Source organism: Proteus genomosp. 4 str. ATCC 51469 (assembly GCF_003144375.1).
Taxonomy (GTDB): domain Bacteria; phylum Pseudomonadota; class Gammaproteobacteria; order Enterobacterales; family Enterobacteriaceae; genus Proteus.
Genome location: NZ_PENV01000011.1, coordinates 160,757 through 174,195 on the forward strand (window position 1 = coordinate 160,757; position 13,439 = coordinate 174,195).

13 protein-coding genes and 1 pseudogene are annotated in these 13,439 nt (G+C 36.4%); 11 read left to right on the forward strand and 3 right to left on the reverse strand.

Features of this window, described 5'->3' with window-relative positions; genetic code table 11:
• The 11 genes and pseudogenes from DK866_RS11570 to DK866_RS11625 all read left to right on the forward strand — a co-directional run bounded on the left by DK866_RS11570 (position 1) and on the right by DK866_RS11625 (position 10,208).
• Positions 1-2,004 carry a vWA domain-containing protein gene (locus DK866_RS11570; RefSeq protein WP_109409015.1) on the forward strand — a complete coding sequence of 668 codons (2,004 nt, stop codon included), beginning with the start codon at positions 1-3 and terminating at the stop codon, positions 2,002-2,004.
• Positions 2,004-2,696, forward strand: coding sequence for an ABC transporter ATP-binding protein (locus DK866_RS11575; RefSeq protein ID WP_109409016.1), 693 nt, complete (start codon positions 2,004-2,006; stop codon positions 2,694-2,696). Before DK866_RS11570 ends, DK866_RS11575 begins: the two co-directional genes overlap by 1 nt.
• A complete protein-coding gene (locus tag DK866_RS11580; RefSeq protein ID WP_162557005.1) occupies positions 2,677-3,912 on the forward strand; it encodes an ABC transporter permease in 1,236 nt (411 codons plus the stop codon). The genes DK866_RS11575 and DK866_RS11580 overlap by 20 nt, the downstream gene beginning before the upstream one ends.
• Positions 3,902-5,458 carry a formylglycine-generating enzyme family protein gene (locus DK866_RS11585; RefSeq protein ID WP_208624179.1) on the forward strand — a complete coding sequence of 519 codons (1,557 nt, stop codon included), beginning with the start codon at positions 3,902-3,904 and terminating at the stop codon, positions 5,456-5,458. Before DK866_RS11580 ends, DK866_RS11585 begins: the two co-directional genes overlap by 11 nt.
• A gap of 24 nt (positions 5,459-5,482) precedes the next feature.
• Complete coding sequence (locus DK866_RS11590) at positions 5,483-6,166, forward strand: hypothetical protein (RefSeq protein WP_109409018.1); 684 nt, start codon at positions 5,483-5,485, stop codon at positions 6,164-6,166.
• 17 nt (positions 6,167-6,183) lie between these two features.
• Positions 6,184-6,672, forward strand: a complete 489-nt coding sequence (locus DK866_RS11595; protein ID WP_227336171.1) for a hypothetical protein — start codon at positions 6,184-6,186, stop codon at positions 6,670-6,672.
• Positions 6,673-6,919: 247 nt separating this feature from the next.
• Entirely contained in the window at positions 6,920-7,471 is a 552-nt protein-coding gene (locus DK866_RS11600; protein WP_109409019.1) for an Ail/Lom family outer membrane beta-barrel protein, read from the forward strand.
• Positions 7,472-7,538: 67 nt separating this feature from the next.
• A complete protein-coding gene (locus tag DK866_RS11605; RefSeq protein ID WP_109409020.1) occupies positions 7,539-8,048 on the forward strand; it encodes an outer membrane beta-barrel protein in 510 nt (169 codons plus the stop codon).
• A 491-nt stretch (positions 8,049-8,539) separates the two neighbouring features.
• Positions 8,540-9,163, forward strand: a pseudogene (locus DK866_RS11615) (sce7726 family protein); the annotation flags it as partial.
• Positions 9,145-9,900, forward strand: a complete 756-nt coding sequence (locus tag DK866_RS11620) for a sce7725 family protein (protein WP_109409023.1) — start codon at positions 9,145-9,147, stop codon at positions 9,898-9,900. The pseudogene DK866_RS11615 and the gene DK866_RS11620, both read left to right, overlap by 19 nt.
• Positions 9,897-10,208, forward strand: coding sequence for a hypothetical protein (locus tag DK866_RS11625; protein WP_109409024.1), 312 nt, complete (start codon positions 9,897-9,899; stop codon positions 10,206-10,208). Before DK866_RS11620 ends, DK866_RS11625 begins: the two co-directional genes overlap by 4 nt.
• Before the next feature lie 59 nt (positions 10,209-10,267).
• On the opposite strand, the gene chbG is transcribed toward DK866_RS11625, so the two are convergent.
• The 3 genes from chbG to chbR form a co-directional block, all read right to left on the reverse strand.
• On the reverse strand, positions 10,268-11,029 hold the full coding sequence (gene chbG / locus DK866_RS11630; protein ID WP_109409025.1) for a chitin disaccharide deacetylase: 762 nt from the start codon (positions 11,027-11,029) through the stop codon (positions 10,268-10,270).
• Between the two features lie 36 nt (positions 11,030-11,065).
• Positions 11,066-12,421, reverse strand: a complete 1,356-nt coding sequence (locus tag DK866_RS11635) for a 6-phospho-beta-glucosidase (protein WP_109409026.1) — start codon at positions 12,419-12,421, stop codon at positions 11,066-11,068.
• 160 nt (positions 12,422-12,581) lie between these two features.
• Complete coding sequence (gene chbR, locus DK866_RS11640) at positions 12,582-13,430, reverse strand: transcriptional regulator ChbR (RefSeq protein ID WP_109409027.1); 849 nt, start codon at positions 13,428-13,430, stop codon at positions 12,582-12,584.
• Between the last annotated feature and the right edge of the window lie 9 nt (positions 13,431-13,439).

Consider the following 13,439-nt stretch of genomic DNA (forward strand, 5'->3'; position numbering starts at 1 on the left):
ATGAAAAAGGCGCATTGGCTTACTCTTATTCTCAGTGGTTTAATTCTGACAGCACCGGCAAGTGCTGAAGAGAAAAAACCGCTATTACAAGAGGGTAAAAAGACTCTCTATCAGCGTGTATTAACCTACCCAGGTTGCCAAGTGGCGGACACAATTGGCGCAGCAGGTAAAGAACAACCCGCATTTAGCCGTTTTTATGTATATCAGCGTCAAAAACAAGGCGCCAATGAGTGGCTACAAGTCGGCCCTGATAGCTTGGGTCATATTAGCGGTTGGATGAATGCAAGCTGCACATCTGAATGGAAAATGCAATTAACGCTGGCTTTTACTAACCCAGCGGGTCGTAACCCAATGCTATTTTTCAAAGATAAGCAAACGGTTGAAGGCTTACTTGAAAGCCCTACTCCCGAAAAGCAGTATCAACCTTTTTTAGCTGATATCAAAAATCAAAAAGTTAATCCGGCTGTTTTAGCTAAAGAGCCTGATTATATGATTGATCAAAAAAGTAATTTTTATCTGCTACCTGTATTAGGCTCAGATGAAGTCTTTACTGATGCGGGCTATAAAGTGCGAGTGCTCAATGTGGCATCTGTCTCTTCACAAACCAAAGACAGCAAAGATGCACAGAATACAAATGCAACTGCAAACAGTACAAAACCAGCAACACCAGACAGCAAAGATGCTGACAATATGATGCAAGGTTTCTCTGCGGCTGTCGTGTTTGTTATCGACTCGACAATATCAATGGACCCTTACATTGATAGAACCAAAGAAGCGATTCAGAAAGTTTATGCACAAGTCGAAAAAGACAACATGTTGGATAAGGTAAAATTTGGTTTAGTGGCGTTTCGCTCTAATATCAAAGCCGTTCCCGCATTGGAATACGATAGCAAAATGTTTGTAAACCCCAATGACGTAAAAGATGGCCCTGATTTCTTAAATAAAGTTAAAGAATTACGCCAAGCTAAAGTCTCAAGTAGTCGTTTTGATGAAGATGCATATGCGGGTGTTATGCAAGCCCTTGATGATGTTGATTGGACTCGTTTTGGTGCGCGTTACGTTATTTTAATCACTGACGCGGGAGCATTAACGGGAGATGATCCTCTGTCATCAACTAAACTTGATGCTGAACAAATTCGCCAAGAAGCCGCTTATCGTGGTGTTGCACTTTATACCCTGCATTTAAAAACCCCATCTGGAGCAAAAAATCATGCTTCGGCACAAGCGCAATATGAAGCATTAACGCTTAATCCGTTCTTACACAAATCGCTTTACTACCCTATCAACTCAGGAGATGTAAATAGTTTTGGTCGTATGGTAGACAGTTTAGCAACTGCTGTAACCACGCAAATTCAAACCGCTTATCGTGGTGAAGCCACTGTAGGCAGTGCATTAAATGCCGATCCTACTTATAGCAAAAATAAAGAAACTGATACCTTACTTAACGATGCGCATGATTTAGGTTATGCCATGCGTTTAGCATATTTAGGTGAAAAACAGGGCACAAAAGCACCTCCAGTCTTTAAAGCGTGGATAAGTGATCGAGATTTATTACAGCAAAATATCCCAACAACAGAAGTACAAGTGTTATTGACCAAAAGTGAGCTTAGCGATTTAAGTGACGTGATGAAAAAAATTGTTAATGCGGCTAACGAAGGTTTGATCTCACCTGACAATATGTTTGCTGATTTGCGTTCAATTGCCGCCACTATGGGTAACGATCCTAATCAAATCAAACAAGGTTCTGCGACTAAATTGGGTGAAATGGGTTTACTGGGTGAATACGTAGAAAATCTACCTTATTTAAGTGAAGTTTTAGGTTTAGATGAAGAGACATGGAAAAGCTGGGATGGCCTTGAGCAAGAGAAGTTTATCCGTCGTCTCAATACAAAATTACAATACTATCAACGTTATAATGAAGATGTTGATCGTTGGATATCCCTTGCACCACAAAGTGATCCGCGCGATCACGTTTACCCTGTTCCACTGGAAAACCTACCTTAATGATCCAGATTGAAGGTATGGCAATTACGCGCGGTGATGCGCAACATGGTTTTCGTGTTGCGCTTCCTTCATTGACGCTTGAAAAAGGGGAAATCGGCGCGCTAACCGGATTAAGTGGTTGTGGTAAAAGTACCTTATTAGAAATGATAGGGTTGATCTTACGCCCAGATGAATTGACCCATTTTCAACTCGGTGATGAATTAATTATCACGCAAGCGGTGTTAAGTAATGAGCAGACACAACTCGCATCATTACGTGCCGAGAAATTGGGTTTTATGCTCCAAAGTGGCGGATTACTTCCCTTTTTAACCGTCATGCAAAATATTCAATTACCTCGCAAAATGCTGGGATTAACGCCACACTCCGCTTGGCTTGATCACGCAATTGACCATCTGCAATTACGCCCATTGTTAACTCGTCTTCCTCGCCAACTCTCCATTGGTGAACGCCAACGCGTAGCGTTTATTCGCGCCATTGCACACGAGCCCGCTTTATTACTTGCTGATGAGCCCACAGCAGCCCTTGATCCCCATAATGCGCAAGCGCTGTATGCACTCATTGTAGAGATGGTAAAACAACTGGAGATCTCTGCACTGGTTGTTAGCCACGATTGGTCTTTAGTCGAGCGTTTTGGGTTTAGCCACTATCATGCACAACTCGAAGGGGGCGGTAGTGTCTTTATCAAACAATAGCGCCAATCCTAATCGCCTAGGCTTACTTAGCTCACTCGCTTGGCGCGACTTAATTTATGATCGCAAAGTCGCATTATGTATTGTGTTCTCTTTAGTCTCGGTTATTGCACCACTGCTACTGCTGTTTGGGTTAAAAAATGGCATCGTGACGCAGCTTCACAATCAACTGTTAAATGATCCTCGTAACCTTGAAATACGTATGTTAGGCAATGGTAATTATCCACAAAGTTGGTTTAATAATATTGCGCAGAAAGATGAAGTACGTTTTGTTATCCCATTAACACGTAGCTTAAACACACAAGCCGATATTGTGATTGATGGACAACATTTTATTGATAATGCGGAAATCATACCAACAGCAGAGAACGATCCTTTATTAGAGGGTGTGGCTATACCCCAAAATGCAGACACATTAGTGCTCTCTGCCAATGCTGCACAAAAACTACAGGCGAATGTCGGTGATAGTGTGCGCTTATTTATCAGCCGTAAGCTTAATGGCGTCAATGAACGTGCCAAACGTACCTTTACTGTTGCTGCCATTATCAGTGATAGTAAATTTTCAAGAGCTGCAGCCTTTGTTTCTCTTGATGTTTTAGTGGCGATGGAAGATTACCGAGATGGTTATCAAGCCCCTCTTTTTGGTATTACACAAGGTGTTGAGGCAAAACCAAGAACCCAGTTTGCTAAAGCTCGTCTTTATGCCAAAAATTTAGATGCCATCGCACCATTAGATGATTGGTTTCGGCAACAACACATTGATGTAATAACACAAAAAAGCCAAATAGATTCTGTAAAAGCAATCAGTTATGTCCTTAACGTTATTTTCTCTGTCATTGCTTGGGTCTCACTATTAGGTTGTATTGCCTCATTAATTGGTGCCTTTCTTGCCAATATTGACCGTAAACGCAAAGATATGGCAGTCCTACGCCTGCTGGGTTTTCGTCAGTTTGCTGTTTCTTTATATATTGTATTGCAAGCGCTGTTATTAACGAGCGTTGCCTTTATTTTAGCCCTTGGGCTTTATGGCATTGGTAGCACCTTATTTACCACATTATTAGGCACCCATTTACCTGAACAAGCCTTTGTTTGCCAGTTAACATTTGGGGATTTATTGATTGCTATGTGCAGTGCCTTACTTGTGGCCTTAGTGGTGGCAAGTATTGGCGCATTACGTGCCGTTTCAATTGAACCTGCGGAGAGCTTACGTGAAATTTAATTTATCGCTTTTAACTTTATCATTCGCGCTGTTATCTAGCAGTTTTACGGCATCGGCCAAATGGGATGACAAATTCGTTAACCCAAAAGCCTTACCTGATGATGTGATCTTGCCTTTCCCTTGTGAAGGTTCAATGGTCTTTCGCCAAGTGACGATCCCTCTCAGCCAGCCTTTACAAGACTACAGCGTAACTTTAGGACAAGAAGGTGATGAATGGGGTTATTTAGAGCAATCACGAGCTGAACATATTGCGGGTAGCTTCCCACTAAAAGGCAAAGAAAAAGGCCGTTATTACCTTATGGCGAAATATCCCGTTACCGATCTGCAATATAACGCCATGCAAAGTACCATTAATGGTAAAGAGTGTCCGGTTGCCTCAAATAAATTACGTTTACCGAAAGTGAATATTAGCTGGTATGAAGCCATGCAGTTCGCTGATCAATATAATCAATGGCTAAGAAGCCATCATCCAGAAGCATTACCCGTTGAAGATGGCGCAAAAGGTTTTGCAAGATTGCCGACAGAAACTGAATGGGAATTTGCAGTGCGTGGTGGCCTAAAAGTCTCAGCCTCCGAGTTTCGTGATGTGCGTTTTCCAATGCCAGAAGGTACCAAAAATTATATTTGGTCAGCAGGCAGCCAATCCTCTAACGGTTCATTACAACTCACCGGTTTGTTATCACCCAACCCATTAGGCTTACATGATATGTTGGGTAATGTTGCTGAAATGATGTTTGAGCCTTTTAGATTAAATAAACTCGACCGCTTACACGGACAAGCAGGTGGATTTATTGTACGTGGTGGTAGTTATCTAACACCAGAGAGTGATATGCGCAGTTCATGGCGTCAAGAAGAGCCTTATTACACCAATACGGGTGCGAATAAAAATAAATATACTGGTTTTCGTTTAGCCATTGTTGCTCCAGCATTAACATCTCGCGACAAAATCAAAGAGATAGAAAAAGAGTGGCAGCAATTAGGCAATGAGAAACCAGCAAGCAACAACTCAAAAACTAATAGCGATAACTCTATCAATAGCCTAAATACACTCTCGACCCAAGTACAAGATGAAGCATTGAAAAAACAATTAGCTGAATTAAAAAATAGCTTGCGGGCAAATGCACAACTACGAGATGAACAGCGAGATCAAGCCATCCGAACCTCACTACAATTAGGTGCTTTTTTATGTACCAAATTAAAAGATGATGGCGAGTTCTATGACAGATTAATCGCATTACATGAAAAAAACTGCCCTCCAGGCACTAAAGATGCCACATGTGAACGACGTCAAGAGCAAGTTAACGAACATAAAAAAACGCTCGACTTTGTTGTGAGCTATTACGCAGACACATTAGTGGATATGGCAACCACATATGATGCCTCTTTAGTTAAACCGCAAATTGACGTTGTACGCCAATTAATGGAAGCCAGAGGTAAATCGAATTTAAATACGTACCTTTCAACATATATGCAGGGACTCCAAGGATATTGGGCTAACGGTAAAGTTTCACGGAATGAATGGCTTGAAGCGTGCAAAAAACAATAACAGAGACTTTGGGATAGGTGTGGTATGAATAAACGACTCATGGCTGTACTTGGCATTAGTGCCGTACTTGCTTTATCAGGGTGTCAAAGTAATAGTGGTGCTGATCCACGTTTGAAAAATAACAGTGATATGGAGTTTTTCAGTAAATCTGGCATTGGGGCTTGTGCTGGTGGTGCAGCTATTGGTGCATTAAGTTGCCTAGTAGCTAATGTTGATAACAAAGGCGCCTGTATGATTATCGCAGCGGTCGCAGGTTGTGGTGTCGGTATTGGTGCAAATGCCTATTTAGACAATAAGCGCCAAAACTACGCCTCGAAAGAAGAAATGCTCAACTCGATGATAGAGGATGTGAAAAAAGAGAATCAACGCCTACAAAGTGCCTCAAATACTGCAAGAGCCGTAATCAACGACGATAAAAGAGCGTTGGCAAAAATTGAGCAAGATATGAAACAACAACGCCTTAATAAAGCCGCTGCTGAAAAACAATTAAAAGGTATTGATGCCAATATTGCAGCACTTCGCTCTCGTTTAGCAGATATGAAAAAACGTGAAGGTGAATGGCGTGATATCGCTGCGCAAAGTCGTCAAGATGGCCTAAAGACGGCACAGCTTGATAAACAAATCAATGGGATGAAACAACAAGTAACCTCTTTACAAGAAGAACTTGATAGCCTTTATACCCAACGTACAGCAATAAAACTTAGTTAACGTTAAAAAGGATGATAATGAAATTTTTACCTCTTTCCCTTGTTGGCATGACCTTACTCTTAAGCGGTTGTGTCACCAATCCCGCTGATTGTGACCCAACAACGGGTGATGTCAGTATAATTACCAAATTTAACTGTAATTATTCAGGGACTTATGACAATCGCATTGAACAAAAAAAAGCAATTTTGGGTAATGAACAAGCATTAAACACCGAGTTTAAAGCCGTTCTTGCTGCCATTGAGAAAGAAAAACAACAGACCAATGCAGATCTAAAAAGTAAACAAGCTAGTCAACGTGCATTAAGTCAATCAATGAATAATCTGTTAAATCAAATTCGCCAAAAAACCAAAGGGCAAAATGATATTCAAAAGCAGATCAATGAAATTGATAAGCAAATGAAAGCGGCACAAAACAACCCATCAAAATCGGTGATGGAAAAACAGCTTGAATTAGAGAATTTACAAAATCAAGTCATTAGTCTACAAAGTGATCTAGGACTTAAATAAATCCTCAAAGGCTCTCTAGGTAATAGAGAGCCTTTCCCTTTTATATCTACTTCTTCATTTTATTATTGATTTCTATTACTAATTAGAATTAATTTATGTTAATTATTTAATAAATAATTAGATACTTTAATAAAATAACCTTATTTAAATATATGTGCTCTTTTTTATTCCATTCAAAACAAACTCATTATTATAATCCCCCCGCTTCATAATACGTTCTCCGTTTTTTATTTATGGGATATAACTAATGAAAACAAAATTATTATCAACTTTATTTATTAGTGGCTTATTAACTACCTCTTCTGTTTATGCTCAAAATGATTTTAAATTAGATAAAACCACACTTTCAGCGGGTTATGCACAAGTCAAAATGGCGGGTCAAGATCCAATGCACGGTGGTGTCTTTTCTATTCGTCAAGAAATCAATTCACAATTTGGTATTTTAGCAACAGCTACTTATGCTCAAAATGAATATGATTTGAATAAGCCTGTTAATAGTTTCTTTAAAGATGTCAATGCACGTTATTACTCTGTAATGGCGGGCCCTACATTACGTCTAAATGATTTTGTAAGTGTTTATGGCACTGCGGGTATGAGCCAAATTCAATTTAAATCTGAAAGCTCAGAATTAAAAAAATTAAAGAAAAATGCATTTAGTTGGGGCGCAGGCTTAATCATTAATCCAGCTGAAATGGTTTCAATCTCTCTTGGTTATGAAAATAGCCGTTTTAAATTCAAAGATACCGATAATCGAATTATTTTAGATGGTTTTATTGCTAATATTGGTTATCGTTTTTAAATAAACTTAAGCACATATTATTTTATGATATGTGCTTTCTATTAACTTATAATTTAAAACTATATTTATGAAAAATATTTTATTATTAGCTTGCTTACCTTTTTCTTTATTTTTCACCACATCAATTTATGCAAAAAACAATGATACTCTAGTTTCCATTGGCTACGCTCATATCAAAATAAAAGATTTACCCACAGCTAATGGGATCAATATGAAGTATCAATTTACTAATACGAATAAAAAAATCTCTCTACAACTTTCAGGAACGATAGCTCACAGATCGTTATTTCATAATGAGAGATTACGTTATGCCTCACTTGCAATGGGTCCAGCTTATGCATTAACACCTTTCGTTGAACTATACGGCGTTATTGGGGTAAGTGGTATGAGTTATCAAATACCAGAAAATATAAATAAAGATCACTCATCTAAATCAGTAAGTTGGGGAACGGGTATCACGTTAACATCACCACAAAATATTACACTTACTTTAGGTTATGAGGGCAGTTATTTCAAAATAGAAGGAAAAAGCCATCCAAGCAAAGCACTTATCGCCAGTATTGGTTATCGGTTTTGATTGATAAGAATAATTTTTATTTCATTGTTACATTCTATTTTCTGTTTATTCTCTCAATTATTAGATTACCCTCTAGATTTTATACCTATTTAGTATAAAGTTTTCATTTTCAAGTTATTAAATATAAAATATTTAATTAACCTCATGAATTTTAATAAAAAATGTTTTTTATTTAGCGAGTAGTATCATGATACAATCATAATTAATTATCGGATATATATTGAAATGAATAATAGATCAAAGAAACACAATTCACTTAAAAGTAAAATGGCTTCACAACTTTTTACGAGTCAATCTATTCATAAGATTATTCAAGGTGATTTTTCATTTCTTTATACATTAATAAATAATTATCTTTCATTAAATAATCACTCTATAAAAATAGCTGATATCTTTGAATCAACATTTAAACAATGTAAAAAAGATTATAAATCAGAATATTTTTTAAGAATATTGTTGCACAAAAACTATTTTAAAAAAAACACAATAACAACGCAACCATGATAACAGAATTGAGAGTAGGCAATAACAAAGCCGATTGTGTCATCGTGAATGGATGTACTACTTGTTATGAAATAAAAACTAAATTTGATTCTCTAGTTCGATTACCAGAACAAATATCAACCTACCTCAAGATCTTTGAAAAAGTATATGTTGTATGTAATAAAAGTCATACTCAAAAAGTAATATCTATAGTTCCTGAAAATGTTGGAATTATTGAATTAACCAATAGAGATGCACTGATAGAAATTCGAAAAGCTAATAAAATAAAAATAGACATTGATAGAGAACTAATGATTAATTCATTAAGAAAAGCAGAATACGTATATATTGCTGAAAATTTATCAAATAGAAAAATAGTATCATCAAATATGTATTTATTTAATCACTGTTTATCTATTTTCAATCAATCATCAAATGATGACATAAGAAAACTATATATAGCTGCACTAAAAAAATATAGAAAAGTAAATTTTTCCATGCTCGAATCACTACCATCATCATTAATTAACTCGGCTATTAGCTTCAAGTTATCTCCAGCTCAACAAGAAGTTTTTAGAAATACTTTATCTTTATATCTAAGTAAGGATGATTTATGTACTTCCCTTTTATAAGAGGTAAGCAGTTCGAACTTAATGCATTACGTGAATTAGCACCTTTATTAAATAATAAAATTTATAAACCTATAATAGAGCCAGTTAGAAAGAATTTATTACCACTAGTAAGAACAATTAAAGAATTGCCTACTGTAAATGCTATATTTATCGCTGATATCCTTGAGAAAAAACACTTCCAATATTTAAATCGTTCTACTTACTCTATCATTCCAAAACAAACTGTAGATGATAAACTTTATCAATTAAAGAATAACATTATTCTAATAGATGATCCTTTTCAAAAGAAAGCAAGAAATTCTGATTATAAAGAACGTTCAAGTTTTTCCAATTTACATATTAATTATTTGACTAGACCGAATGTTATTGGTTTCAGTGACTATGCAATTGTTGGCGCTGAATATTCTGAAGCGGGAGGTCCTGCTTATGTGGTAACAATTCACCTTTCTTATATAGAAAAAGACTATAACCAAATGTTTATTAGACACTTTTCTTCTGAGAAAAGTAATAGCCCAGCAAACCCTGGCGGTAAGTTCCATGAAGCCTTAACTAGATATATTAATTTTATAAATTCATATCCTAATACTTTTGATAATACACTTGGAACCAGAGAGCTTGCATATTTATATAATGAAAAACATTTTCCAGGACTTGGCCAACTAAAGAAAATCTCCATTGAGCATCATATCGAAACTCTTTGTAATTATTTATCTTCTAATATTGAGGTGGATAAATGACACTATGCTGTTCTAATTGTTTTCATGATTCTGCCATCATTAGAACTATTGGCCTTAATCATACTAATGATAGATGTGGATATTGTAAAAAAGAAAATGCATTTACAATAAATCCTAAAGATTTATCTCGATTTTTTGAACCTTTTTTAGGAATTGTAGTTGAAAGCGAAAAAGGGGAGTTATTATCTGATATTCTACAAAATACTTTTAATATCTTTAATGAAAAAATACATAATACAAAAAAATTACAACTTAGTTTTTTTCTTCATAAAACAAAAATGCCTCTACTTTATAAAAATAGAGGCTAAATAATTCAAAAAGACCCACACTAGGGAATAAACACAGACACCGATTGTCTAAAAACCCACTACATTAAATCTTGATACGTTCCTAGCTGATAACCTCTTTCCAAAATGGCATGCTTTAAAGCGCGATCCGTTAACACTTCCAACTCTGTTAAACGCTGAAAACAATAACCACTTGCACGCAATGGATTATCTACAAAAGCAGGATGTGTCATCACTTCAATAGAGTGCTCATGACGCGCTTTTGATTCATCAAGTACCTTTAAAAATAAGGCTTGAGTGATTTCATCACCATAAAATTGACTATCAAAACCATCACTACTTATCACACCTTGGGTATCAATCCCTTCTTTTTGTGCTAACGGTCTATCAACCCGCATTGGTAATGACTTTTCTTTGGCAAACTCCGCCACAATAGGAAAAATTTGCTTAAACATATGCACATGGTGGTGACTATCAATATGGTCGGGAGCACAACCAAAGATCTCAATAAAACGCTGATATTGTGCGTTAAGCTCAACACGAATTTCATCAAGCGGTAAATTACCCTCTTCCGCCATTTGCCACACCCATTTCCCTAATACACCTTCACGTGTTAAAGAAGGTAAAGGAGACAGTGGTTTACCCATCGTCAAAGTAAAGTGAAGCCCAACACCTAAGCCAGGCAACTCATGACGCAATTGTGCTGCGTGTTCAATTCCCTCAGCATTGACAAGTGCCGTTGTTGAGCTAACAACACCATGACGAAAACACTCCGCAATACCGTAATTTTGGCCTTTACTAAGCCCAAAATCATCCGCATTCACAATCAATAAACCAGCCATTCTGTCTCCTTATCACTTATATTTATCTACCGACAATTAATGAGAGGCTTTTTCTAACTCAGCAATTGCTTTAGCAAAATGAGGTAGATGTGCTTTATGCGCTAATAACATTTCACGTGTAAGCACCTCTGCATCTTTGTCGGAAAGTACTAATGGCGTTAAATTCATAGCTAATAAAGCGTCATTTAGTTCACCGCTAATAGCCGCCTTACTGGCAGCAATTTCAAAGGCTTTAATGGTATGAATTAATCCCATTACCTTTTCATCAAAATGTGTTAAACGAGGATGAGGTTTAGCACCATCTCGACCTAAAATTGCAGTCACTTCAATTGACCAATCTGCGGGAATATTATCAATATGACCATGATGTGGAATATTCACATAATGCTCAGCTTGTTTATCATTATAAATAGCATTAATCACTTCACAGGCCGCATCAGAATAATAGGCACCACCACGTAATTCCAACTCTTTCGGTTTGATATTTAAATCAGGATCTTTATACAATTCAAACAATTGTTTCTCGACTTTCTGCACTACTTTAGCGCGAGCTCCACCCTTGTAGTATTCACCCATTTCTATAGCCAACATCTCTTTTTGCTTAAAGTAATAAAGCAAATAAGAACACGGCAACATATTAAGAGAACGGATTAGCCCTTCACTAAAAGGTAAATCGAAAATATTTTTCACCGAGCCTGCGGTTAATGTTCCTGAAGCCACACCGTCTAATAATTCAGGAAAACGGGATTGACCATTTACAATGACATCTTTAATAAACACCATATGATTTAAGCCAAATAAATCAATGGAGAGTTCATCTTTATCTGTTAACTTAAGAACATCTGTAATAAACATCTTCATGCCAATTGGGATATTACAAACCCCAATAAATTTCTTAAAGTTGGTATGACGATAAACAGCTTCAGTTACCATGCCCGCTGGATTGGTAAAATTAATGATCCATGCATTAGGGCAAATATCTTCAACATCTTTAATAATATCGAAAATAACAGGGATCGTGCGTAGTCCTTTAAATAGCCCGCCCGCACCATTAGTTTCTTGTCCTAAATAGCCGTGACTTAACGGGATCGACTCATCAAGCTCTCTTGCTTTCAATTGACCAACACGCAATTGTGTTGTGACAAAATCAGCATCTTTTAACGCTTCACGGCGATTAAGGGTTTTATAAACGGTTAAAGGAATACCCGCTTTTTTTACCATGCGTTGGCAAAGCTCAAAAATAATATCAAGCTTCTCTTTTCCTTCTTCTACATCCACCAGCCATAATTCAGTGATTGGTAATTCATGATAACGCTTAATAAAACCTTCTAACAATTCAGGCGTATAACTGCTTCCACCACCAATGGTAACGATTTTTAATTTATGACTCATAAAATACTCCCATACAGCACAATAATGCTGTTATTTGTGTATTAATGGCGAAATTAAGACGTAAAGAGCCCTGAAGAAAATAAGCTTATTTTCTTCTTTCTCTCTATTTCAAATAAAATCAATCTTTATTATTGATTAATTTTTTACGCTTAATAATGAATTAGTTTGTTTCTTTAATACTGCACAAATTTTTTCGATAACTATTTGGCGTCAATGATGTTATTTTCTTAAATGTCTTAATAAACAGACTTGGGCTACTATAGCCAGAATCAAAAGCAATATCGGTTATCGAATAATTTGTTATTTCTAACTGTTTTTTCGCAAAATTAATTCTAATATCATGAATAATTTGCATAGGCGTTTTATCGTAATAACGCCGTGTTGCCCGTGTTAAATACTCTTGTGATTTTCCTGATAGCATCACCATATTAACCAATGCATTTTCACCAAACTTTTGTTTGTCATGCATCTCGCTTACGGTATCTCTTAGCCATAAAGGAATATCATCTTCAATACGATTATCTCGATGGTGTCGTAACCTGTTCACCACATTAAAGGTGACAATTTCAATAAATTCATTAAATTCCGTATGGCGAAAATTCAAAGAGCCAATAACAGATTCAATATAGGAAAGAAATTCATTTTTTAATTCATAAACTTGTGAAGCGATAAAATAAGCAGGTAATAACGAGAGGTAATGTTTATCAAAAAAAGCTTTACTAATTCCCACATTTAAAATGCGTGTTGCACCAAAATCATAAAAACTCTGATGGTGAGAGCCTATGGGAATAAAAACAAAATCACCACGCTCTAATAAAACCTTTTTTCCATTAATCTCTTGATAATAACGTCCTGTTAAAACAATGGTGAATTCATAATAATCATGTTGATGCAATCCGCTGACACTTTCTGTTTTATTATAAATAAAGACATGAAAATTTTTGCCATTAAATAGCTGATCTTCATAGACCATACGTATTTCGCTTTGTGCTCTCAATGACTCCACCACAGTATTCAC

Bases quoted from the DNA above. Each gene is read 5' to 3' on its own strand.
- DK866_RS11620 (WP_109409023.1), top strand. From the start codon at position 9,145: ATGTACTTCCCTTTTATAAGAGGTAAGCAGTTCGAACTTAATGCATTA.
- DK866_RS11600 (WP_109409019.1), top strand. From the start codon at position 6,920: ATGAAAACAAAATTATTATCAACTTTATTTATTAGTGGCTTATTAACT.
- DK866_RS11635 (WP_109409026.1), bottom strand. From the start codon at position 12,421: ATGAGTCATAAATTAAAAATCGTTACCATTGGTGGTGGAAGCAGTTAT.
- DK866_RS11605 (WP_109409020.1), top strand. From the start codon at position 7,539: ATGAAAAATATTTTATTATTAGCTTGCTTACCTTTTTCTTTATTTTTC.
- chbG (WP_109409025.1), bottom strand. From the start codon at position 11,029: ATGGCTGGTTTATTGATTGTGAATGCGGATGATTTTGGGCTTAGTAAA.
- DK866_RS11625 (WP_109409024.1), top strand. From the start codon at position 9,897: ATGACACTATGCTGTTCTAATTGTTTTCATGATTCTGCCATCATTAGA.
- DK866_RS11590 (WP_109409018.1), top strand. From the start codon at position 5,483: ATGAATAAACGACTCATGGCTGTACTTGGCATTAGTGCCGTACTTGCT.
- DK866_RS11595 (WP_227336171.1), top strand. From the start codon at position 6,184: ATGAAATTTTTACCTCTTTCCCTTGTTGGCATGACCTTACTCTTAAGC.
- DK866_RS11575 (WP_109409016.1), top strand. From the start codon at position 2,004: ATGATCCAGATTGAAGGTATGGCAATTACGCGCGGTGATGCGCAACAT.
- DK866_RS11570 (WP_109409015.1), top strand. From the start codon at position 1: ATGAAAAAGGCGCATTGGCTTACTCTTATTCTCAGTGGTTTAATTCTG.